Annotated in this window: 26 protein-coding genes; 10 read left to right on the forward strand and 16 right to left on the reverse strand. The window is 29.9% G+C overall.

Annotated features, from left to right (window positions below):
• Nucleotides 1-49 precede the first annotated feature (49 nt).
• The 9 genes from KV700_RS03695 to KV700_RS03735 all read right to left on the reverse strand — a co-directional run bounded on the left by KV700_RS03695 (nt 50) and on the right by KV700_RS03735 (nt 11,671).
• Nucleotides 50-685, reverse strand: a complete 636-nt coding sequence (locus KV700_RS03695) for a response regulator transcription factor (protein WP_166382406.1) — start codon at nt 683-685, stop codon at nt 50-52.
• Between the two features lie 5 nt (nt 686-690).
• Nucleotides 691-2,652, reverse strand: a complete 1,962-nt coding sequence (locus tag KV700_RS03700; protein ID WP_254712966.1) for a tetratricopeptide repeat protein — start codon at nt 2,650-2,652, stop codon at nt 691-693.
• A gap of 27 nt (nt 2,653-2,679) precedes the next feature.
• Entirely contained in the window at nt 2,680-4,929 is a 2,250-nt protein-coding gene (locus KV700_RS03705) for a lipopolysaccharide assembly protein LapB (RefSeq protein ID WP_218599228.1), read from the reverse strand.
• Complete coding sequence (locus tag KV700_RS03710; RefSeq protein ID WP_218599229.1) at nt 4,926-5,585, reverse strand: DUF1266 domain-containing protein; 660 nt, start codon at nt 5,583-5,585, stop codon at nt 4,926-4,928. Before KV700_RS03710 ends, KV700_RS03705 begins: the two co-directional genes overlap by 4 nt.
• A 3-nt stretch (nt 5,586-5,588) precedes the next feature.
• A complete protein-coding gene (locus KV700_RS03715; RefSeq protein ID WP_218599230.1) occupies nt 5,589-8,078 on the reverse strand; it encodes a hypothetical protein in 2,490 nt (829 codons plus the stop codon).
• Between the two features lie 55 nt (nt 8,079-8,133).
• Nucleotides 8,134-9,195 carry an SMI1/KNR4 family protein gene (locus KV700_RS03720; protein WP_218599231.1) on the reverse strand — a complete coding sequence of 354 codons (1,062 nt, stop codon included), beginning with the start codon at nt 9,193-9,195 and terminating at the stop codon, nt 8,134-8,136.
• 125 nt (nt 9,196-9,320) lie between these two features.
• The gene (locus tag KV700_RS03725; protein WP_218599232.1) at nt 9,321-10,454 is read right to left on the reverse strand and encodes an adenylosuccinate synthetase; all 1,134 of its coding nucleotides are present in this window, start codon (nt 10,452-10,454) and stop codon (nt 9,321-9,323) included.
• Nucleotides 10,455-11,318, reverse strand: coding sequence for a hypothetical protein (locus KV700_RS03730; RefSeq protein WP_218599233.1), 864 nt, complete (start codon nt 11,316-11,318; stop codon nt 10,455-10,457). It abuts the gene before it with no gap.
• Nucleotides 11,319-11,320: 2 nt separating this feature from the next.
• Nucleotides 11,321-11,671, reverse strand: a complete 351-nt coding sequence (locus tag KV700_RS03735; RefSeq protein WP_218599234.1) for a hypothetical protein — start codon at nt 11,669-11,671, stop codon at nt 11,321-11,323.
• A gap of 150 nt (nt 11,672-11,821) precedes the next feature.
• On the opposite strand from KV700_RS03735, the gene KV700_RS03740 reads away from it, so the two are divergent.
• The 10 genes from KV700_RS03740 (at nt 11,822) to KV700_RS03785 (ending at nt 19,325) form a co-directional block, all read left to right on the forward strand.
• A complete protein-coding gene (locus KV700_RS03740; protein ID WP_218599235.1) occupies nt 11,822-12,730 on the forward strand; it encodes a hypothetical protein in 909 nt (302 codons plus the stop codon).
• Between the two features lie 177 nt (nt 12,731-12,907).
• Nucleotides 12,908-13,555, forward strand: coding sequence for a hypothetical protein (locus tag KV700_RS03745; RefSeq protein WP_218599236.1), 648 nt, complete (start codon nt 12,908-12,910; stop codon nt 13,553-13,555).
• 53 nt (nt 13,556-13,608) lie between these two features.
• Nucleotides 13,609-14,865, forward strand: coding sequence for a hypothetical protein (locus KV700_RS03750; RefSeq protein WP_218599237.1), 1,257 nt, complete (start codon nt 13,609-13,611; stop codon nt 14,863-14,865).
• 172 nt (nt 14,866-15,037) lie between these two features.
• Entirely contained in the window at nt 15,038-15,784 is a 747-nt protein-coding gene (locus KV700_RS03755) for a hypothetical protein (protein ID WP_218599238.1), read from the forward strand.
• Between the two features lie 88 nt (nt 15,785-15,872).
• The gene (locus tag KV700_RS03760; RefSeq protein WP_218599239.1) at nt 15,873-16,628 is read left to right on the forward strand and encodes a DUF2314 domain-containing protein; all 756 of its coding nucleotides are present in this window, start codon (nt 15,873-15,875) and stop codon (nt 16,626-16,628) included.
• A gap of 51 nt (nt 16,629-16,679) precedes the next feature.
• On the forward strand, nt 16,680-17,285 hold the full coding sequence (locus KV700_RS03765) for an SMI1/KNR4 family protein (protein ID WP_218599240.1): 606 nt from the start codon (nt 16,680-16,682) through the stop codon (nt 17,283-17,285).
• Between the two features lie 113 nt (nt 17,286-17,398).
• Nucleotides 17,399-17,827, forward strand: coding sequence for a hypothetical protein (locus KV700_RS03770; RefSeq protein WP_218599241.1), 429 nt, complete (start codon nt 17,399-17,401; stop codon nt 17,825-17,827).
• A 68-nt stretch (nt 17,828-17,895) separates the two neighbouring features.
• Complete coding sequence (locus KV700_RS03775) at nt 17,896-18,354, forward strand: hypothetical protein (protein WP_218599242.1); 459 nt, start codon at nt 17,896-17,898, stop codon at nt 18,352-18,354.
• 11 nt (nt 18,355-18,365) lie between these two features.
• Nucleotides 18,366-18,875 carry an endonuclease V gene (locus KV700_RS03780; protein WP_166382377.1) on the forward strand — a complete coding sequence of 170 codons (510 nt, stop codon included), beginning with the start codon at nt 18,366-18,368 and terminating at the stop codon, nt 18,873-18,875.
• 18 nt (nt 18,876-18,893) lie between these two features.
• The gene (locus KV700_RS03785; protein WP_218599243.1) at nt 18,894-19,325 is read left to right on the forward strand and encodes a hypothetical protein; all 432 of its coding nucleotides are present in this window, start codon (nt 18,894-18,896) and stop codon (nt 19,323-19,325) included.
• A gap of 82 nt (nt 19,326-19,407) precedes the next feature.
• Here the strand turns inward: KV700_RS03785 and KV700_RS03790 are convergent, their stop codons facing one another.
• The 7 genes from KV700_RS03790 to KV700_RS03820 form a co-directional block, all read right to left on the reverse strand.
• On the reverse strand, nt 19,408-20,178 hold the full coding sequence (locus tag KV700_RS03790; RefSeq protein WP_218599244.1) for a hypothetical protein: 771 nt from the start codon (nt 20,176-20,178) through the stop codon (nt 19,408-19,410).
• Nucleotides 20,179-20,222: 44 nt separating this feature from the next.
• Nucleotides 20,223-20,597, reverse strand: a complete 375-nt coding sequence (locus KV700_RS03795; RefSeq protein ID WP_240914543.1) for a hypothetical protein — start codon at nt 20,595-20,597, stop codon at nt 20,223-20,225.
• A gap of 256 nt (nt 20,598-20,853) precedes the next feature.
• Complete coding sequence (locus KV700_RS03800; protein ID WP_166382371.1) at nt 20,854-21,465, reverse strand: DUF1444 family protein; 612 nt, start codon at nt 21,463-21,465, stop codon at nt 20,854-20,856.
• A 185-nt stretch (nt 21,466-21,650) separates the two neighbouring features.
• Nucleotides 21,651-22,166: an N-acetyltransferase gene (locus tag KV700_RS03805; protein ID WP_166382369.1), complete on the reverse strand. Its 516-nt coding sequence runs from the start codon at nt 22,164-22,166 to the stop codon at nt 21,651-21,653.
• Nucleotides 22,167-22,456: 290 nt separating this feature from the next.
• Nucleotides 22,457-22,942 (reverse strand): phosphoribosylaminoimidazolesuccinocarboxamide synthase, encoded by a 486-nt coding sequence (locus KV700_RS03810; protein WP_218599245.1) that lies wholly within the window; start codon nt 22,940-22,942, stop codon nt 22,457-22,459.
• An 85-nt stretch (nt 22,943-23,027) separates the two neighbouring features.
• A complete protein-coding gene (locus KV700_RS03815; RefSeq protein ID WP_166382365.1) occupies nt 23,028-23,351 on the reverse strand; it encodes a hypothetical protein in 324 nt (107 codons plus the stop codon).
• Nucleotides 23,352-23,370: 19 nt separating this feature from the next.
• Nucleotides 23,371-23,784: a hypothetical protein gene (locus KV700_RS03820; RefSeq protein WP_166382363.1), complete on the reverse strand. Its 414-nt coding sequence runs from the start codon at nt 23,782-23,784 to the stop codon at nt 23,371-23,373.
• Nucleotides 23,785-23,986 lie beyond the last annotated feature (202 nt).

A 23,986-nucleotide genomic window follows, 5' to 3' on the forward strand; every position in this document is an offset into this window, starting at 1 on the left:
ATTTTAGATAAAAAAAGAGGCTTTAATATGTTTAAAGCCTCTTTTTTTATTAATCAAATAAACCAGATTCTATGGCATATTTTACAGCTCCTGTTGTTGTTTTAGAACCTGTTTTTAAAAGAATATTTTTTCGGTGCGTTTCCACCGTATTGACAGAAATAAATAGTTTTTCAGAAATTTCTTTAGAAGTTAATTCTTCTCCTAAAAGTGCTAACACTTCTTTTTCTCTAGGAGAAAGTTCTATGTTTTTATATTTCTTACGCTTAAAAACGCTTTCCATATAACGCTCTTTTATCAACTTAGAAAAATATTGTTCGTCTCCTAAAACAGTACGTACTGCTTTCTGTAATTCATCTTTGCTGGTAAATTTTGGCACAAAACCATCGGCACCTTTTTGTATTACTTTGTGTACCGTTCTATGATTATCTAACATGCTTAACATAATAATTTTTACCTTACTATGCTTTTTCTTTATTTCGGTTAGTAACTCAATTCCGTCCATTTTAGGCATGCTGATATCACTAATAATTAAGCCAACTTCAAACTGATTTAATAATCGAATTACTTGTTTACCTTCTGTTGCTAAATGTATTTCACCAATTTCTTCCATATCACTTAATATGGTATTTATGCCTTCTAAAAACATAAGGTGATCGTCTGCAATAATGATGTTTGTTTTTTTCACAATATTTATGTTGTTGGAATGTCTATTGTAATTGAAGTTCCATGACTAGAACTGCTATCTATATCTAAAGTACCTTTTATTTTTTGTAAACGTTCTTTAATATTACGTAGCCCAATTCCTTGTTTTTTATTCTTTATAAATCCTTTACCATTATCTGTAATTACAATATTTAAATGGTCTTCATGCTTGGTTAATTGTACATCTGCTTTTGTTGCTTCTGCATGTTTTAAGATGTTATTTATTAATTCTTGTACAATTCTGTATGCATCTGCTAAAAGTTCTGCAGGTAATTTATCGATGTCTTCTTCAGGGAAAAAATAGGTCTGAATATCTAGTTTCGATTTCTTTGTTATTTGATCAATAAAATCGGTTAAAAAACTAGTAAATCCTATTTTAGAAAAAGAAAGCGGATGTAATTGATGAGAAAGACTACGTACATCTACACAAGCATTATTTATAGCATTTGCAATTCTTTTAGATTGTAATTCGTCTTTATGATTTTCTGTATAATGTTCAAAAGCTATTTTTATACCCGCCAAATCACTTCCAATTCCATCATGAATTTCTCGTGATAATCGAGAACGTTCTTCATCTTGTCCTTCTTGATAACGTTCTATTACAGATAATTTATGATCCTTCATCATATCTGTAATTTTTTGTTTCGCATTTTCTTCTTGTTGTAAATTCAATTTTTTCTGAATGCGTAAACGTTTAACGTAAGATAATCTAAGTATAATTAAAATAATTAAGACCAATATAAACCCAGCTATAAAAGCATTTCTAACAATACGTTGTCTTTTAACCGTAAGTTCTACTTTTTGCAACTCAACTTCGCTTAATTTTTGTTCCTTTTCTAAAAGTAAAATTCTAGCTTCTTTTAATTGTGTTTCATATCCTTCTTGAATTTTAGCTACATATTTCTCTTTATCTAATGTCTTCTGATCTGCAACAGTAGCAACTCCTTTTTGATAAAATTCTAAAGCTTTTTCAAAGTTTTTTTCTTCTTGATAAAGTTGTGCTAAATTCTTGTAAATATCAGATTTATAAACAGATAGAGATTGTTCATCTCCAATAGCCAATGCTTCTTTAAAGTAATTAATCGCTTCTTTTTTATGTCCTAATTTAGCTTCACATAAGCCCAAATCGTTTAAAACAATAGCAATATCAGAATGAAATTTTAACTCTTTTAAAAGCCCTAATGTTTTCTTTAAAGCAACTACAGCTTCTCCACAACGCTCCTCCTCTACCAACATTTGAGAAAGATTAATGTTTACATAAGCAATAACCGCTTTATTTCCTTCTCGTTCTCTATAATCTAAAATTGTTTTATAATGTGTACGTGCTTGGTCAAACTTCCCTTCTTCTTTTAAAATATTAGCAAAATTAAATAAGGTGGTTAAAACACCGTCATCATCCCCTAATTCTCTGTAAAGATTGGCTGCACGATCTAAATTTTCTGCAGATTTTTTATATTCTTTTTGAAGCAAATAAAGTGTCGCAATATTTTGATACGCATTTGCTTCTTGTATTTTATCATTTGTTTTTTCTGAATAACTTAAACACTGCATAAAGTAATCAATAGCCTTCGGATATTCTCCTAAATGCTTATAAGCAGATGCCATAATATTATAGCAAGCTGCCAAACCTTTTTCTATCTTAAATTTATGAAGTAAAGAGATTGCTTCACTTGAATATTTAATGGTGTTTTTGTAATCTCCTGTAATGTTACTTAAGTTTCCTAAAGCATAAAGCGCACTAACTTCTTGAATATCAATTTTTAATTTTCTACTTTCTTTAAGCCATTCTGTAGCCGCTTTTTTTGCTGTCTGCGGATTAGAATTTATATTATTTTGGTATTCCGATGCAAGCGAATCTATACGAGCTGTACTGTCTATTGCTTGCGACAAAGTCACATTATAAATCCCTAAAAAAAGGACTAAAACTATATATCTTGTAAATTGCTTCATTTCTAAAAAAAAGTAAACTTAATACCTTTAAGCGAAATAATTGTTTCTTATTCTAGATTTCATTTCTTTTAACATTTCTAATTCATTATTTTCAAATTCAATATTTAATTTAGAGATGCTTTCTAGTAAATTATGTTGTAAAAATACATCTTCTTTATAATTTGTTGTTGCAACTTCTAAATGTTCTAATAAAGCATCTTCAGACGGATTATCTTTACTTAAATACATGGCGTTATACTTTGTAAAACCTTCTACATCATTCAATCCTTTTGTAAATTTTTTAAACACTCTTAACATCACATTATATTCATCTTTCGGTAAATTAAAAAACGATTCTTCCGGATAACTTTGTCCTAAATGTTGATACGCAACAAAAGCTTCCTTATACCTATTTTCTTCTTCTAATAAATTAGCATATTGAAAATCTAGTTTCCAATCTCTAGCTTCCGGAGCTTCTTTTTTAATAGTTTCATAAAGAGCAATAGCAGCCGGATTATCAAAACCTGCTAACAAACATTCAAATGATAATTTTAAATAAGCACCTTTATTCGTTGATAAATCTGCTGCCTTTTTTAAAGATGCTGATCCTGCAGCATTATTTCTTAACATCCAATGTATAAATCCATTATTTCTGTAATCTGAAAATGTAGTTGGGTTGGCTATTAAATCATCTGTAGATACCTCTCCTAAACCTTCTGGCTTTTCTAAAAAAGTTTCATAGCAAATCCATTGAAAAATAGGTTCTAAATAGGGTGCTAATTTTCCTTGTTCAAAATTATAGATTGCATATTTATGGCATTCTGCATAATCTCCTTTTTCTAGAAGCGCTTCCACACACATATTCATGGTGCTACAATAATTACCGTCACCAATTTTATAAAAGCTAATTTCTTCTTTCATATCCTCAAAAAAAGCTTTGTAATTCTGGTTTCTTGCATGAATAATCATACGTAAATTATACAACCAAGGTGCATAAGAATGTGATGGTAACGGAAAATCTGAAAGTGATTCATTTATAACTTCATGCGCTTCATCAAATCTACCTAATTTAATGAGCGCTCGTGACTGAAAAAATAACGTTTTAAGCGTTGGTGTTTTTCTTCGATGAAATTGTACAACAACATCTAAAATACCTTGCCAACTTTCTATTCTACTATTCACTTCTAGTAAATAAAACAAATATTCACTCATTCTTAGTCCGTTTTTAAAGGCCTCGTGATAAGCTGCTCCAGTAGCATTGTAATCTTTTACAAAGAAAAAAGACTTCGCTTTTAAGACTAGTAATAATGGGTTTTTAGGATTTAAAGCCAAACCTCGTTCTACACAAATCTCTATTGTTTTTTTATTTTTTGAATAATAGTATGATGAATTTCCTATTAACATATATTGATGCTGTGCTAATTGCCAACCCGAATTAGCCAATGCTATCATATAATTCTCATACTCGCTAAAATTGGTATAGTTTTCTTCTGGAAATACAGGCTCTTTTGGTGCAGCTAAAATTTGAGAAACCATATCGTACATCATAAAAGATTTGGCATAATCCGCTAATAAAAAACGTGTGGTATCTGTCAATTCTAAATGTCGCCATTCTGAAATCCATTGTTTTTTATTATCGATAGACTTATTGCTCCATAAAGTCAATTGAATACGCGCTAAATTTTGATCTGCTTGGTCTAAATTATCATCAAATTGTAAGGGAGTTAAAATTTCTTTACGATGTGTATCTGATGCTAAGTTTAATAATTCATAAGCATCTGCTGCTTCATTAGAAATACGTAATTGTTCTATACGAGCAGTTTTCACCTCCCAAAGTAAAAACCGAGCTTCTGTTAACGCAGGATAACATTCTAAAATATATTTTAACGTACTAATTGCTTCTTCAAATCGTTGTTCTTCTTGTAACTTTAGAGCATAATGTATGTGTAAGGTTTCGTTATACGGATATGTCATTAATGCCTTTTCATACACCCATTCTTCACAGTGTTTATAGTAACTACAAACATATTCATAATCTGAAGGTAAAACTTCATTTATATTGATTAAAGCTTGTAAATAAGACTCTAAAACGGGCATATTTAGTTCTTCAAAAACTCCAATATAAAGCATATACATGCGATAATATCTGGCAGTATCTGCAGGATAACTCTCTCCTAATATTTCAATATTTTCTTGAATATTGGCCATAATAGGTTGCATAGGAACATATAGATTCGCTTTATAAAGTTCTTCTGCACGCGCTATTTGTGTGATAACTTCTTGTCTTGTTAAACTCATTTTTCCCATGTTTTAAACCAATCGGCATGTTCTATATATAAGCGTTGGTAGCATTCCCAAAGTGTTTCCATTCCAGGGAATTTACTAACATCTTGTTCTGTTGCTCCTAAAACATACTCATCTCCCAAACATACATTTCTATGAAATTCTCCCCAACTAGAAAAAGTTGATTTTATAGTGTCATTCGCTTCTTCTAAACGTAAAACCATTTCTCTTGTATCAATAAATCCTAATACATGCCCTAAGCGTATTTGAAAAATATAATACGCCATTTCATACCCAATTAATTTTTGCTTTTTTAGACTAAAACGATATTTCCAAACCATTTTATAAATACCTTTCGTTTTTGGGTTTTCTTCGGCATTGTATTTTGCATCAAAATCTCTTGTGGTACTCATTCGGAATTCTATTGCTAGTTTTTCGAATGCATTAGAAACCATTTCTCCGTTTTCATAACGCTGTAAACTATTACGCAAATGCAAACCAGATTTTATGCCATATAAACTTAAAAGTCGTTTTGCTTGCTTCACATGCATTTGGTTTTCTAAATCGAAACCAGACCAACTTTTTAAGTCGGCACTTTTATAATTTTTCTTCAAAATCAAGGCCGATAAATTTAATTGGTCTTGTATTTTTGGTGTTATTTCTTGTGTCATTATCTAAGCTTTTAAATGGTCAACTAGTTCTAATAAAGCCTTTGTTAAATCTTCTGAATAGGCTCCAGATTTTGCCATCGATTTTAATCCCATTCCGTATGATGGTGCCATTTTAGTTCCTTTTACCAAATGCACAAATAAACTTCTACAAAGTGTTCCGTACGTTTCTTGTTCCGTTTTTGGCGCTAAATTTGTATCGAGTAAAGTCATATAAAGAGCCTGAATAAACTTAGCTTCAATTCCTGTTTTATCATTAGCTAACCAAACTTTAAATTCTTCTATTTTTTCATCTAAAGGCTCTAAAAGTTTAGTGTCGAAACTTCCGTTTTCCTTATAATTTTCTAGATTATAAAGTACAGCATCTACATATTTTTGGTTAATTTCTTTAACTTCCATTTCAACATTAATAGTTTGCAACTCTGCTGCAATACTTTCAATTTCTGTTTGAGGTTCTCCTTTAAAATGAAAATGATAAAAACCATCAATAGCGGCTAATAATTCTTCTTGATACGTAAAACACGCTATAACACTTCTGCTGTAATCAGTAAGGTATTTTACCGTGTTTGTATTTAATTTTTCTTTATTTAATGTCTTTAGAAAATCGGTTAAATACGTGTCAATTTGCATCGAAATGTAACCTAACATGCCGTTGTCTTTTTCTTTGAGTTTACATTTTCTATGAAAAGTGATAATTCTATTTATAGCTCTATCTAAAAAGTAACTCACATCGTCTTCTCTAGAATTAAAATAGTTTGCTGTACGAACACCTTGCGTGTCTAAAACATCTGAAATCCAAACGGCTTCTTGTCTAGAACTATAATAAAAATCGCCTAAATAGTTAAACCAAGCTTGAATAATATTTAAGTTTAAAGGACACTCTTCATTAACATAATGTCCTTTTGCAAAATTGTTACAAAGATCGGTAACGCAAGCATCAATGTTTTTTAGTGCCCAAATTTCGTTTACACGCGTAAAATTACCTGGCTCTACACATAAATTAGCTAATGTTTCTACAATAAAAGGTAAGTTTTCTTTTCTGATTTCATCGCTAACATCTCTTGTTGAATAAGCGATTTCTATCAAATATAATTGTAAAACTTCTTGTTGTTCTGCGTTGTATAAAGTTAATAACTCTTCGCGAGCATCATAAAAAGTGAGAATTAAAAACTGATTTAATGGAATTTTAATGCCTTCTTTTATAAAGTCTTGAAGAAAACCTTTTAAGTTGTCTTTATTCCGATAAACATTTTGAATTAAAAATGAACCTGTCATTTGAAAATCTTTGTGATTATAACGCATTACAGGAAATTGTCCTTTTCTGTCTTTAATCAATAAATCTGAAAATATGGTATTAAAGGTTTCTGTCTGATTTTTAACACCTGTTTTAGGATGACATCTATCAAACCAAAACGGAATGAATTGTAACGGAAGTGCTTCTACCCTATTTTCTGTAAGAATTAACTTACCGTAATCTTTAAAAGCTTCTGTATAAAAATTACTTCCGCCATCGGCGTTTAACCAATCTACAAAACGTAAATAGCAAACATCTAATTGTTCTTGTGGAATATTTTTATCACGATTATTAAATAATAAAACATCGCCTGAATACCATAGCATTCTAGGACCTAATGCGGCAATTAACGGATGAAAACCTTCGGTAGTTTTTAGATTTAACAATTCTAAACTAGTTACTTCTAAGTAAATAATGCGCTCTTTTATCGCTTTATGTGCTTCGTAAATAAGTTGTAAATCATTGTAATAAAAAGCAGCTAATTCTGTACTAAACCAAGGCAACATTAAATCGTATGCACCTTTAACATACACACGACCTACAGGTAATATTTTATGAAATTCTGAAATAAATTTATGCCAATTATTATCAAAAAAATGTTCTATAAAAGCATTGTCTATCTTAAACGGAAAAGTAGTTATGGTTTTATCTGCATTGACAACCGAATACGTTTCGTTTAAAATTTGATATCGAATGCAATACTGAATTAAAAAATCTGAACTCAGCACATCTCTAATATCAAAAATTCTGTAAACTAAAAAGCGAGCCACACAAAGAGAAGCCTTAGATTCACTTTGTACCAACATTTTTAAAACCTTAAAAAATTGCGTTTTCAAATCTTCAGAAACAGCATCGGTTTGTAAATAACTGAGATTGAAATATAAAAATTCTAGGAGCTTATTAGTGCTTTTTTCATCCGGATAAAATCCTTTTTCTAACAATGGAATCCAAGATGCAATAAGCGATAATCCTTCTTTTTCATTTGCAAAAATAGCAGGATGAAAATAAATAAGTTGTGCTACTTTTTCTGTAAAATCAGCTTTTACACCCTCTGTATTATAATTGTTTTTTGTATTTTGATAAACATCAGTATCAGTAATGTTCATTAATTCTAAAACTTGAAGTATTGCTTTTACTTCAGAAGCATCTAAAGATGACATCTCTAATTTCGGAACTATTTTCTCTTTAAAAATCGCAGACATTTGCTGGGTGTTATTCAAATTATATTGTAATCAATTTTATTCTTTTGGGAAGATTTTATTCGACGAAAAACCATTCATTCTCTTCAATTTCTCCTTCGTTACCCATTAAACTTTTTAGAAAAGTATTTAGGTCTTCAGCTTCTATATATGCAATTTCTTGATCGGCTCCAAAACGAATAATTTGTCCGGCTTTTCCTTTTGTATTTGGCGCGAAATCGAAAGCTAAAAAATTTCCATTTTCTAAATCGAAAAACGGAATCCAATAAGGTGTCGTGTACATTAATAACGCTTTTCCTTGGTTTGTAGAATAGGTATCTAACAAGTCTTCTTGCGTCCAATCATCATAACATTTTTTCCAATCTTTCCATTTCTTATAAATATCTTCTGCACCCATTATGGCACATCTATCAATCCCATTATGCAACGTTAAGTATTCCTTTATTATTGCAGGAAAAGGAAAACTAGCTTCTTTTTCAAATTGAGCATAAATGGCATCATTGTTCTTTGGTGGGTGTATTGTTAAACCTTTTTCTGCAATTAAAGCATTAAAAGATTGTTTTACTTCTTCTAAATTAATTTTAGCTTCTAACTGAATAAAAGGTGTTAAAAAATCTACTTTTTCTTTTGCTAATTTTTCTGCTATAAATTGATCAGGAATAAATTGATCAATAAAAGCGCCTGTATTTTCTTGAAAAGTGATATTCTTTATATTAGAAACAGGTTGAGAGCTATACAAACTCGTACTAAAATTGTAAATAGATGGAACAAATTTTTTAGTTACGTCATCACTTTTAAAACGCTGAATATTTATAAACCATTCTTCAAATATTGGCGTATTTTCTATTTCAAAAGTAGCAACAGTTCTGTCTTCTAAAAATCCAATACCGTAGAATTTTTTACTAGATTTATAATCTGGTGTAACAAGTGAGAGTTTGAATATTTTTTTACCAGAGCGAGTTTCAATAGCATCTATAATTGCATCTCTAAACGTAAAAGAATTCTTGTAATGTTTTGGATCTTCAAGAATAGAAAGTGTGTTTATTTGTATAGGTTCAAAGTTAAAATCGTTCCATTTCAACAATTTAAAGTCTTCAGAATATTGGATACTATTGTTCATTTTCTCTTTTGTTTTAATACTGCTAAGGTACTTTGCAATACTAAAATTTTTATCACTGAAACTAATGATTTTTTGAACTACGGAATACACTCCGTAAAAAACGAACACATATTATTTTACTTAAATTATTCATTAAGTAGCTTAATATTCTGGCGTTTTGGGCCATAACTTCCATGAACAGTATTGAATTTTACATCTAATTTTTGAAGTAAATACTCGTAAGAAAAACTAGGCAATTGATCGATACAAGTAATCATTAAATTTTTCTCAATTTTTAAATCCTGATGATGAATTGCATCAGAACTTAAGGCGTAATTTAATAATTCAGCATCTAAATCTTGCGTTCTAAATTCCCCCTGAAATTCATTTGTAACATTTGCTTCATTTTCATTATTCTGCAGTGTTACAGATTCTGTTTTAGACATTGGTCCGTTTCCGTGTCTTGTTTGATAACAACGTGTAACGTAAAAAACAGCTATTTCTGCATCCTCTCCTAAATGCGTTTTTATAAGCTGAATCGCATTTTTAGAAGTGGTGTAACTCCACGTTGTATGCGGATGAAAACCATGTTGTGTATCTAATAAAATTCCTTGGCTGCCTTCAAAAATAAAATGTTCGAATATTGTTTTTAAATCTGAAAGAGTCTTTAAATTATAAAATTTCTGAATAGAGAAACAACTTTCTATAAAATACGCTTCGTTATAATCCTTTAGTTCGTTTTTGTAATATTCCTGAACTCTTTTTGGTTGACTTTCTAACTTCGTTTCATAGTAATTTTTGATACTAATTAAACGTTGTTTTAAAACCCAATTAAACTGCAAATCGTTGGCATACAAATAAACTTCTTCTTTATTTCTAGCAATGGTTGTACCAAAACCCAAACCACAAGAACCGTGATTTTGTTGCTTTTCTATGGCTCTATTAAAAGCAATATCATAAAAAGTAGTAATCATCGCAAGAGGATGAAAATACAGTTTTGGTTTATATTTTTTTAAGAAGTTCCCTTCGTCTAAAATAGCTGGTGGAAAAAGTGTCGTATGCTCTGAATAATACGTTGGAACACCCAATAATGTTCCTGAACCAAAATTACTAAACGTATGCGTAAGTGCCTCTGTACTTACGGTATGCCCAATTTGGTGTCCTCCAGAAAACCGAACCACTAAACTTTCTTTAGGATTTTTTGATGCCAGAAAATCGGTCGTTAAACCTTTTCCAGCATCACCAAAACCTAAATCTATAACAATACTACATTTTGTCATTTATAACATATTTTCTACTTCTATATCATCAGAAGAAGTATTGGTGTTTGTGGTTGCACTAAATGGTTTATGATTTTGAATCACCTCTTGTGCAATACGTTTTGCTACGGTTTTAAAGTCTTCAATTTCTATAAAATTACCTCCTAAAAGCGCTTTCCAATTTCCTTTTCGGTAATCTCTTTTAGACCATTCATTATGCTCTAAATGCATATGAAATACATTATACTTTTCTTGAGCTTCCTTAATAATGTTTTCTGTAGTAATTGTTTCTGCTTCTTCTACGCAGGTGTATCTTTTAATAATTTCTGCCGGAATAGTAGGAAAAACATGTTCATCACCAATAGTAAATAAAAAACCTTTTTGCTTCCTTTTTTCCCAACAATCAATCGAAGTATGACGTGCAGCAAACAAATGCGCCAAATTGTATCCTTCTTGATTGTTTCCGCCACCGCCACCTTCTAAATACACACGCGTTAACCAACGGTCTAACAATTCTGCAGAAGATTCAAACTGACCAACTTGTAAAGGAGCAGCATCATAAATAAAATCTCCAATCCCTAAAAATAATACTTGTGGATCTTCAATTCCTGCTTCCATTAAAGAACCTATAAGGTCTGGCAATGCTTCTTTTACAATATGTTCTGGCACAAATCCCATACTCCCGGTAACATCTAATGCCACAATAATAGATACCGTTTCTGGATGCTCTTCAGAATCTCTAGATTCTCTAACAAGTGCTTTTACAGGATCCATTTCTGCATCTATATTTCTAGACGTAAATATCTCTTCTCTAGACTTGTTGCTATAGTCTTTTGATTTTCTTAATTTTTTATAAGCGTCGTTACTAAATCTTCCTCCTCCCATAATTATAATTCGTTTATGATTCCGCCAAATAAATGCGTGTATCGCTTTTTGGCTAATTCTAATTTAATTTCTAAGTTTCTAATCTTTACAGACATTTCTAAGTCTTTTGCTACATAATCTTTTGCATCAAAATCGGATGCTAGAACCAAACTGTTTGCGTCTGTCGGACTCATGTCTAACATGTTTTCTTGTTCGCGTTTTAAGCGTTTTAATGACAAGGCTAAATCTTCAGTTTCACGTTTGTACATTAATTGCACATCTTCTGCAATGGCACTTGCACGATCGTCTCTTATTTTTTCGTTGTTGCGCTTTAATGAATCTAAAAAAGCTGCACTTTTAATTTTATCTTCCATCAAATATATTTTCACCAAAATTATAGGTAACTCTTCATTTTTTTATCCCTGAAAAGGGTGATTTATTTTTAATAGATCTATAAAATCACTGAAATCAGGCAGTAAAATTTTTAACCAAGTAATTACCTTTGATGATTAAAAAAACTACTGATGACAACCATACATTTAACTTCAACTGATTTAAAAATTAATTCAGTTTCTATAGAGTTTCCTATTTCTATAAACACTTTAAAAAAATGTTTAGATGATAATTACAGAATAACTAAAGGAAAAAGAAATACTGTTTTTACTTGGGATGAATTAGGGCTTTTAGGTTATTCTAAAAATGGTGAGCTCATTGAATCACTCACTTTAGAATTAGAACGAGAGACGTACGATTTCTCTTCTAAAAACAAATTCTCTGGAACATGCTACTTTAATAATCAAGAGATTACCAATTATTATAAAACACATAAAGAAGAACGTTTAGCACTTTTTAAAGATGATGATTCTGGCGCATTAGCTATAAATGATATTTGTGCTTGGTTTAATGTTGATGAAGAAGAAACGATAAAAGCGATTGAAATAAGTACATACAAACCTTATGTGCGTTGGCTAGGTATTCCGGATGATAAATATAGTATTAAACCTTTAAAGGAAGAGGAAATTACTTTTGTAGACTTTGGCTTTAAACTGTCTATTATAGAAGAATTAATGTATATGAAAGGCTTACTAGAACCTAAATTCGACATTTATGAATTTGCAGATTGGTATAGAGATCGTAAAATAGATATTGATGAAGAAGGTTACGAACCTATAGCAGAAGTGGTACAATATTTTAAAGATTTACCAATTCCGAAACGTTTGGCTACAGAAATCACAGACATTTATCAAGATGGCGGAAACGATATTTATATGAACCTCTCCCCTTTTTCTGGTGGTGGTGAAGATGATTGGGATATGGAAACTGCTGTTGATGCAAAACAATTTCCTAACCTTAAAAAAGCAACCTTATGTTACGCTAAAGATTGTGTTTATGACGAATTTGAAAAAATGGGTATTGAAGCAGAGTCTTTATAATTGGATTACCAATAATTAAAAAAAAGCACACTTAATTGATGTACTTTTTTTTTGCCTTTTAGCACGCTAAAAACTCTAAACTAAAATCTACTATTTTTAAATATCATTAATTTCAGTGATAAACAAAAAGCACATTCCCTCTAATTTTGTCTAACAATATAAAAAACAAAAAAAGTTATGGGATTAACAATTTCAAGTGGAATATTAGCAGATTTTAAAGAAAATGAGCCAGAAGGTTACGAGGCTTATAAAGTCATTTTTGAGAATATAAATACAATATTAGTTAAAAATGGTGTAGCACCTTACACAGAACCAGATACCCTAGAAGGAAAGACTTTATCTACTGGCGGATTTTCTTATGGTTTTTTACATCATTTAAGACGTTTTGCAGCCCACGTTTGGGAGAATAAAGATAATGAGAATTGGGATTGGGTACCAACACCTTTTTCTCCGGAAGAAGAACCACAAGGTGATGCAGTTTTAGAAGATCAATATTCTTATTTATCTAGCCACCTTTTAACACATTCAGATTCAGAAGGTTTTTATATTCCTGTAGAATTGCCAGAAGTTCTTTACGATACAGATGAGGCTCCTGTTCCTGGTGCAATGATTGGTTCTTCTTACGATCTTTTAAGAGAATTAAAAAGTCTTACAAAGCATTTAGGTATCACTTTAAATGAAAATGATATTATATCTAATTTACCAGAATTGAATGAGAAAATTAAAAACGAAGGTGATTTTTGGATTGAAACATTGGTTTGTGCTACTCTTTTAGATGCAGCTAAATTTAGTATCAATAACAAAACAGCAATTGTTTTTAATTAAATAGTAACCTCTTTTAACTTTAGGTTCTCTCCAAAAAAGAAAAAATAGTACAAATGAAATTCACAGACAAGAGTAAAGAAAATATCAAACAAGAATGGAATTTATTAGGAAGCAAATATGCTTTTGATGTAAATGAAATGGTGAAGTTTGGTGAAACGAACGGATGGGAAAATTGGAAAGGAGAAGAACCTAAAGACGAAAGGGATCATTTAGCAGATGCTATTTATCAGCTTTTAAAAGAAGCTAATAAAAATAATACGGTTACTCAATTTAGAAATGATTTTCCGCCTGCGCACACGCCTTTCATCAAATTTTTGCAAGATAAAGGGCAAAGTATAGCCCAATTACATTTTATAACTGAGCAGAAAATTGTGTTTTTAGTAGGTACAGCGTATCAAAAAAGGCAAGCATATCTTCTTAAAAATGATACAATTACAGAACTTGATGACGCTATTAGTGCTATAGGAAAATCTAAAAAGAATAACGTTTTTGCAATTGTTTCTAATCATAAAATAGTAACAACACAAGGTTGGCAAGGAGAAATTATTGCAACTTTTAATTTAGAAAAAACGAAGGACTTAGGAATTACAGAATTAACTCCTTTTAACGACGGACATAAAATTCTACTAACAACATCCGAAGGAATTTATATTATTTCTAAAGATGCAGAAAACATGATTCACCCAGTTCCGGATCTAGAAGACGAAGAATGGGAGTCTGATATGGACATGGAAAATGCTACAATTTCTAATGATAATAATTACATTGTTGTTGGCGACCAATGCAGCGATCATAGGGTTTTAGATAATAATGGCGTAGAAATTGGAGAAGTTGGTCCGCAATCTTCTTATCCAGATTTTTGTCTTTTCTCTAAAAATGATCATCAATTAATTACAAATTCTTGTCACTTTTATAATGGTGTAACTATTGGTGTAGATGCTACAGACTTAAAAAACATCAACATAACAGCTTACGAAGAAAGCGAAGATTATACAGTTATAGATGACGGAATGAGAGTTTATTGTGGTGTAGCAACTTCTAAATATTATATTCTAGGTGATGCTTTCGGTTATATTAAAGCCATTGATACTAGCGGAAATTGCATTTGGAAATACTTTTTAGGTTCTACCATTACAAGTATTACTATTTCTGACGATGAAAACACATTATGGATTGGTTCTGCATCAGGAATGCTTCATAAACTACAATTAGATAAAGGTCTTAGAGATAACCACACCATTGGAAATGGAAATCATTATGAAGAATTCAGATTCATTTTTTGGAAAGAAGAATCTATTATGAAATGGTAACTCTGTAAGAAAGAAAAAACAGCAAAACACTTTTCTTTATATTTTAATATCACTGAAAACCATTACATAGAAACACGTACAAAGCTTCATCTTTGTTCCTATAAAGAAATAAAAGCAATTCATTTTTATTCAAAATATTTAATTGATCTGTTTATACAGAAGTACCCGTAACATGAAACAATCATTACTAATTATATTCAATTTAATCTATTTAACTGGGTATTGCCAATATCCTTTTGAAGCATCGCCTAAACCTGTTTATGAGGAATTCAACGATTGGAAATTATACGATTTAACAGAAACAAAACAACAAGCAGATTATACAATTACTATTGATGATTTTTTTGAAACAGAAGCGCTAACCATTCAATTAACATCTTATACAGGAGATGAAGATCAAGCTTCTTCCATAAGTATATTTAGAGGTAAAACTCAAATTCAGAAGCTTTCTGAGGATATGTTTTTTAGTACGTTAAATATTTTTGAACCAATTAGAATAACTGATTTTAATGCTGATAATTTAAAAGACATAAAAATTTTAATTCCGTATATGGGAAATGGAATCGCAGCTTTAAATGTTCGTGTTATATACCTAATTCAAGGTAAAAACAAAAAGTTTTCAAAAATTTCATATGATGATATGATGGACGGAAATCGTGAAGAAAGAGATTTTAATAAAGATGGAATCTTTGAAACGATTACCATGAAACTTGATAATTATGAAAATAATAATTATTGGACATTTAACATTTTTGAATTTACAGAATTAGGACTTACCAATGCTAATGAAAAAAATAATTACCCAATAATGACACAATATCTTAATAAAAAGAACTTTAAGATTACTAATAAAATAAGTCATTCTAAAATGAAGACGTACGCTTTAAAACAACCTAAAGAATATAACTGGCAAAAATAAAGTTGCTAATTGAAAGGTTGTTTCCTATTTACAAAATCATCCAATTTTTAGTATTGAATAAAAATAAATAATTAAAAACAAAGAAATTATGAGTCAAGAAAATAATGTAATCTACACCGAACAAAACGCAAAAATGAAAGCTGCTTATCTTAAAGCACAGTCAACCTTTAATTACTTTTGGCGTGAAATTTATTGGGAAGCTAAAAGAGTTGTTCCTGCTCACGATTTAGCATTAGTAAAAATTCCTTTTCAACAAAAAATTGAAAGAAAAGAACAACCTTTAGTAGAACACATGTGGATTAGTGAAATTGATTTTGATGGAGAATTTATTACAGGTATTTTACAAAACGCACCAAATAAATTGACAAATGTTGCTGAAGGTGATACCGTAACCAGAAAAGTATCAGAAATATCAGATTGGATGTTATCTATAGATCGTAAAACTTATGGCGGATATACCATTCAGGCACTACGCTCTGATATGACAGATAAAGCTAGAGAAAACCATGATAATGCTTGGGGATTAAACTTTGGGGATTATAATAATATTCTAATAGCTCATCAACAAGAAGAAAAAGAAGAAAACCTTATAGAGCACCCAATGAGTAAAGTAATGGAAAAACCTGCTAGAGATTTCTTTACAGAAAACTTAGACGTAGTAGCTGCTGTAGGTGAAAATGGTATGACAAGATTACACACAGAAACCATTGCAGGAAACAAAATAGCTGTAGGAATTTTATTAGAATTAGGTGCAGATAAAAATGCTAAAACTAAAACAGGAAAAACAGCATTCGATTTTGCTACAGCGCTAAACTGGTCTCACCTTATACCAATTTTAAAATAAAATTAGTCGTCATCTTTTTTTTATGAAAGTTAGTGAAAAAGAAAATTTAAAATGGACAACATAGCAGATACATACATTTCAGGACTTAAAAACGGATATTACAATGCTAAAGGAAAAGAAATTTGGGATCATTTTGAAAATATAAAACACGGTGCCTCTCAAGAAAATTTAGATAAATTGAAAGCAGATTGTCCTGCTATTCCTAAGGAGTTAATTGATTTATTGCAGTATGTAGATGGTACGTATTGGAGAACGTATGGTGACGAAGACATTGCTTTTACCTTATTGGGTTCTGATTTATCTAAATGTCGATATTACTTATTATCGTCTCAGCAAATTTTAAAAAATCAAGGTGATGCACCATATAATTTTCAAGATTATTTATATGGAGAATATGATATCGTAGACATCGATGAAAAAATCTTAACAAATGCAAAAGATCTTAACTGGCTTCATTTTTCAGATTGTACAAATAACGGCGGAACGTCTCAACTTTACATAGATTATAGTCCTTCTGAAAAAGGAAAAATAGGTCAAGTGTTGAGGTTTCTTCATGATCCGAATGAGTTTGAAGTAATTGCAGATAGTTTTGATGCGTATTTACAAATGCTAATAGACAATAAATTTCATTTTATTACAGAAGATTCAATCGAATAAAACTTTTACAAAAAGAGAGAAGAAATCCAATTTCAGAAGTGAAACACAATATTGTTTATGATTTAATAAGTAATTAAAAAAATATCATTCCACAACTTCAAAATATCAATTAGATGAAAAAAATAGTACTATTACTTACCGTATTTCTTGTTTGTTTAGCAACATATTCTATCATTAATTATACAAATAGAGCCAAATTTCAAGAAGATGAAAGTCATGTTTCTCAGTCTTTAGATGGTAGTTTAGTGCTATATATGGAATCTGCAAATGTTGATGATAATGCGTATTGTAAAATTTTCCTTTTTGACACAAAAGTGTATCCTAATTTAAAGGAAGAAGGGACATTTCCATCAAAATTACAGAAAAATAATCCGAAGGCATCATTCTATATTCCACTAAAATTTTATGCTAGAATTACAAATTTTAAATGGAATGAGAAAAACAACACAGTCAGTATTCATCAACCGGCTGTTAATGATGTAAAAGCTTTAAACTACGAAATTGATTTGAATAATTTTAGCTTTTACAAAAAGGGAGAATAAACGTATTTAAATAAGAAGTTTAAGTAGACTCTTATTACAAGTAATAATTCGAATAGTAAAATAACAATATGGATTTAGAAAATGCCATCATAAAAATTCAAAACTTCGACGTCAATGATGATATGGAAGCTTATGAAATTAGTGAATTCTTTGATGCTATTGGAAACGAATTAAGGGATGTAAAAACGTTTACAAGTTCTCAAAAGCAACAATTGATTCAGGTACTTTTTGATTTTCTAAAACGGCAAGATCCAGAGTTAGAAGAAGATTTTTCTTTCATTCATTTAATAGAAGCTATAGATCAACCAGATTACAATATTTATAATGCTGAATTGCTGAAATTTAATACAGAAAACGGAACGATTACTACTACCCTTTTGTTGAATCGATTTATCAATGGTTTAAAAGAACAGGAACGTAAAAAACATATCGATTTATTAAAATCGATTTCTGAGAATAAGAATTATACCGATTTAGTGAGAGCTGAAGCATTGAGTTATTACGAACATCAAACTGAAAAAGGATAAAAACAACAATTATGAAACTTGCTTTTGACACTTATTATTACGACGGAAAGGCGAAAACAATTGCTGTAAGCTTTAACAATTGGGAAGATGAAGTACCTACACAAATTTACACAGATATTATTGAAGGTGTAGAACCGTATGAACCAGGATCTTTTTACAAACGCGAATTACCGTGTATTTTAAGTCTGCTTAAACAAGTGAATTTAGAAGAAGTAGACTTAATTATCGTTGATGGTTACGTTATTCTAGAAGAAAAACATTTGGGTTTAGGTGGCTATTTGTACCAATATTTAGAAGCCAAAATTCCGGTTGTTGGTATTGCTAAATCTGAGTTTGTGTCTAAAACATCTGTATTTAAAGAAGTGATTCGTGGCGAAAGTAAAAAGCCATTGTATGTGACCACTATTGGAGTTGATAAAGAGGAGATTTGCCACGCCATAGAACGAATGCACGGTAAATACCGAATGCCAACGTTACTACAGATTGTAGATACTAAAACCAAAGAAAATACTAAAAACTAATATTTAAAAAATATAATTATGAGTACAGATTTTATTATAGAAAGCATTGACCTTGCTAAAAACTTGTTTAGAAAAAATTATAGAGATTTTATTTCAGAAAAACCGAGAACAGTTACTGTAGAAGATGAAGATTTTAAACTATATAGTTTTGAAAAGATGATTTCATTAACAAATATTGATGGTATGGAAGTGAGCGAAGCTCGTGCCTTAAGAGCTTATGCCACTACATTAAATGATATATTCGGATCTACAATGTACGACCAAAAAGGAAAAAAATGGCAAACGGGAATGTTATCTTCGAGTATCACTATTGGAAAAAATTCAGAAGGGGATTTGTTATTTGTTGATAGACACGATGGTAAAACACTTTATATTTTTCGTCATGATGATGGTGGTTTGTTTAAAACAAAAATGACTTTATACAAATTGATTAAAGCCTATTCAGAATAAATTTTAATTACGTATCGTAAGTAATAAAAAAAACCAATTATAAATTTTATAATTGGGCTTTTTAGTTTTTTTATGACTGAAATTATTCGGTATATCTTAAAAATAAATGGTTTTTATTTTTAATGATGTTTGCTAATTTTTCAAATTCTGATTCGGTGGTGTTATACAGTTTTGCTAAGTCGGCTATCAATGCTTTTAATTCATTGTCTTTTAAATGCTCATTTTTAATGAATCCTAAAAAGGAAGCACCAATGCCAAAAAGTTCAAGATTGTATTTATCAAATAAGTGCTTAGATAAAGCATAATTTTCAAAAGGACTTAAATCTGCACTAAAGTATCCATTCGGAAATCCGGTAAGTCCTTCGTATGGCTTTTCTACGGGAAGAATTTTAAGAATCACCTGTTTGTCTAAAAATGCTAATGGAGATTCATTCATGTTTTCTAAATCTAAAACATCATCTTCAGAATTGTTTATGTTTCTTTCACAAACTTTTTTAAAATCAATGCCTTTTGTTTGTTTTAAAAAGTTTTCTCTTATAATAAAATATTCAGATGGTGTAGAAAGATGCCCCAAGTGCTCGTTATCTTCATCATAGCATGCTTTGTCAAGTCCAGATAAATCATATCCTTCTGTATCCAGAAGAGAATTCCAATCACAAGCGTGACCACTGGTATATTCAGCTTGACCTAAATCATCAAGGGTTAATATTATGGTTTTGTCTGGATTATTTTGTTTATAGGTTTTATAAACATCTATAAGTTCCTCGTACGACTTTATGTCTTCTATTAAGAAACTGTCAAATAACATTTCCTGATAAGGCTCACGAGTTTTTATTAATTTTTCTATTTTCATAAGTTTTGTTTTGAATAGTAAAATGATAAATCTTGAGGGTTCTTTTAACCTGCTATACGCTTAATAGCCTCCATCTTTTTAAGAATGATGGGTACAAATAAGGCAAATTTAGCATTAAATTCTTCTTGTGTTTTTGCGGTGTTTAAATTTGTGCCCATAGTTACCCAAGAAGCACATAAAGCGTCTTCTAAACTATCTTCATCCGTATCTATATTTAAAGCTTTTATAAGATTAAAATTTTCATCCTGACTGTAAAAACCACTCTCTTTAACAATTTCAAAAACGAGTTCAAAAATACTTCTGGTATCTAAAAGTTCCCTAATCTCTATTGTTCCTTTATCAGAAGCGCTAATAGATTCAAAGACATCTACCATTAAATTTTGTACACTATCGTTAATACCAGGGGCTAGATTTTTCAATTTATAATTTTTAAAAGTTGTTTTTTAATATGTATCGCTAATTATTTACAACTAACGAAAAGACGATATAATTTGCTATACTTATAAAGCTACATCTCATAGATTTACGACAAAATTAAAGAAGCACATACGTTTTTTTATCACTGTATTCAGCTATTTTAATATTTAGTAATTTATTTATTAAAATAGAATTAACTCCATAAAAAAAGGCATTCTTAAAAATAAGAATGCCTTTTTTGTAATTATTTAAATTGAATTATAATGGAATATGTCCTACAATAGTTCCTTCTTTTACAATAAAAAGAGAATTGGTAATAGGCGCATTTCCAAAACTATCATCATTCCAAGTAAAGTTGTGTAGGTATGCAAATTTATTCATTGTTTCTTCATCTACATCTCTAGAAATAATGGTCATACACGTTCTTCTAGGTATAGACACCAATAATTCTTCTGCATCTAACATAGCATGTGCTTTTAACATATGTGCTTTAGAAAGAATTATTTCACTAGAAAAATCTTTTCCGTTAGTAGCAACCGCTTTATTATCTAATGATCCAACAAATTCTAATTCTGCTTCATAGTTTCCTAAGTTTTCAAAAGCTTCACTTGTAATTTGTTTCCCATCCATAGTTTCTAAATGTTTTTGAGTTAAAAACACAAAGTTATCTGGTGTATCCATTCCATATGCAATTACCACTTCTGCTCCATTTTCAGCAGGAATTAAAGTATTACTTAAAGCACCTGCTTTTAAACCAACCCAATTTCCTGGTTTTAAAATAGGATATATTTTTTTATCACTATTTTCAGTTTGTTCAATTATTTTTTCTATTTCTTTTGAATTTTCGTTTCCGTTAACTGTATTGCTCATCATGTTTTGTTTTTATTATTTACTACAAAACTAGAGAAGCATCTAAAAATTTTTATCACTGTATTCAGCTATTTCAAAATATAACGGTTTATCTCTTCTATACTTTTTTTAAAAATATAATGTACAAAAAAAGGCATTCTTTAGTATAAGAACACCTTGTTGAATCTATCGTTAAATTTTAATTTTTAGTATTTTAAATACATTATATGATTTGGATTGGTATGTGTCTCTGATATTTTAAAATCGAATGCTCCAGCAATATTAAAGCCCCTTTTTTTATAAAATTTCACGGCCTTTTGGTTCTCTGTCCAAACGGCTAACCAAATACCATTCTGGTTATTTTTCTTTGATAATTCTATATTAAAATCAAATAATTGAGCACCTAATTTTTGGCCATGAAAACGTTCTAAAAGATATATTCTATCTAGCTTTGTAATAGTTACATCATTTATATTTTTGTTGGTAGTATCTAATTCTATTTTAGAAAAACCAGCAATAACAGTATCAGTATAAATAAGATGATACTGTACTTTTTTGTTTTCTAACTCTGTAAGAATCGCTTCTTTATTATATGCTTTAGAAATATAAAGTGCTATATCTTCTTTAGAAGCACTATGTCCATGAGATTCAAGAAAAGCCTGTTTTCCTATTTCTACAATTAATTCGGAATGAGTTGTGTTTGCTTTTATAATTTCAACCATTATTATTCGTTTTCGCTGCTATTTTATGTACTAATTTTCGATAAAATTACACCTTTATTTCTTCTGAAAATCTAACTTTTTATCTTAAATTGTTTTAGTATCATATATACACAAATGCCATGTTAAAAAACATATTTGGTTAATAAACTCTAAAATAGAAATTCGGAATTAAAACAATACCAAGCATTACAAAAACAATAAAGCAACTTAAATAAATATAACAATCTCGGACAAAGAAAAGGTTAGCTTTAAACCTATTATTTTTCATAACATTTAGTATTTCTTTATGTTTATTCATCTAATAACTTCTCTTCTTTCATTATTTTTTTTGCTATTTCGGTTTCATTTTTTCCATTATCTAATGAACCTGGTAACATTATGATACGCTTCTTAATTTTTCCGTTTTCATCTTTAAAAAGAACTTCAAAACGAGAACGCGTTATTCCGAATATTGCTTTTTTTAATTTAATACTCGTAATGTCTTTTCTTTCTATTATTGGTGTTGCAGAGTTATTAAAGCTTGCAAATATTCCATACATTAGAAATAAACCAATTATTAAATAAAATATAGACATTGGAATTTGACCTGTTTGAAAACTATCAAATGCTGAATAAAGTAAGAAAATAGAAATTCCTCCATAAATTATTAAAACTCGAGTGATGCTTTTTCCAACAGCCACTTTTGCCACATTCCCAATGATTCCATCTCTTGTTAAAATAATTTTATGTGGTAAAATATGACAAAATCCTGTTTTAGTTTTAAATTGTTTTTCCATTAATTTTCTTGCTATTTTTTTAACTTGATCCTTTTTTTTTATTAATATTGAATAGCATTTTTTATTAAGATTTGTTTTTTAAACGCTACTCCTCTATTTTTAATTCTGTAAGATTAATTGTCTTATTTTCAACAAGTTGACAAACTCCTTTACCCGAAATTTGTTTGGTGAAAATTTGAACATCATCTCCGTAAGAAACTCCTACATTTACATCAAATATAAATTTGGCATTATCAAAAGTGAAAGAATTAGTATTAACCTCAACAGAAACGTTAGTTGGTTCTAAGGTAACATCCCAATAACTGGAAGCTTCATTGCCGAATTCTAGGTTCACTAATAAATTGCTCCAAGTTTTATGATGATTAACAATTTGTGCTGCTAATTGGTTTTGTATGTTTTCAATATCCATATTTACTAAATTTAAAATACTACCAATACGTACCTACTAAAAACGTCATTCTTATAAATGCAATGACACTTTCTGACGTTAATTCTAAAGGTGCTTTTAAATCGGTAATTTCGTCTTCATCTACAAAAACGACAAACAAACCGTCTTTAAAAGAAAGTAAAACATTGTCTATTGCTTGTTGCAAATTTGCTAAATCTGTATTGGCTAACTCACCAAATTCTACTTTACCACTTTCTGCTTTTTCTTGTATTTCTGCAGGACTTAAAAACCCAATTACATTAACTTCTGTTCGTTTTTTATTAAAAGCTTCTACTTGATTTTTTACACAACCAATTAATAATTCTTCTAAATTTTTAGGATTTTCTTCTAAAGTAAAAGGCACTTTTTTAACCTTCTTCTTGCCTAGTCTTTTTAGTTGTAACGTTAATTCCATAATATGCTAAATGTTTTTTGCGTTAGGGATTGTCGTGGAAAGCCCACAGTGCGTTAGCACGAGGACTTGCAACAAAAGCCCGACCTCGCCTAAGCGAGGTAACGCCCTTGTTATACCAAATAAACATCAAAATGATCGATTAAATTCGTTTCTTTTTCCTTAATATTTTAATATAAAATAGAACCATAACTAAGGCTATGAT

The organism is Polaribacter sp. NJDZ03 (genome assembly GCF_019263805.1).
Taxonomy (GTDB): domain Bacteria; phylum Bacteroidota; class Bacteroidia; order Flavobacteriales; family Flavobacteriaceae; genus Polaribacter.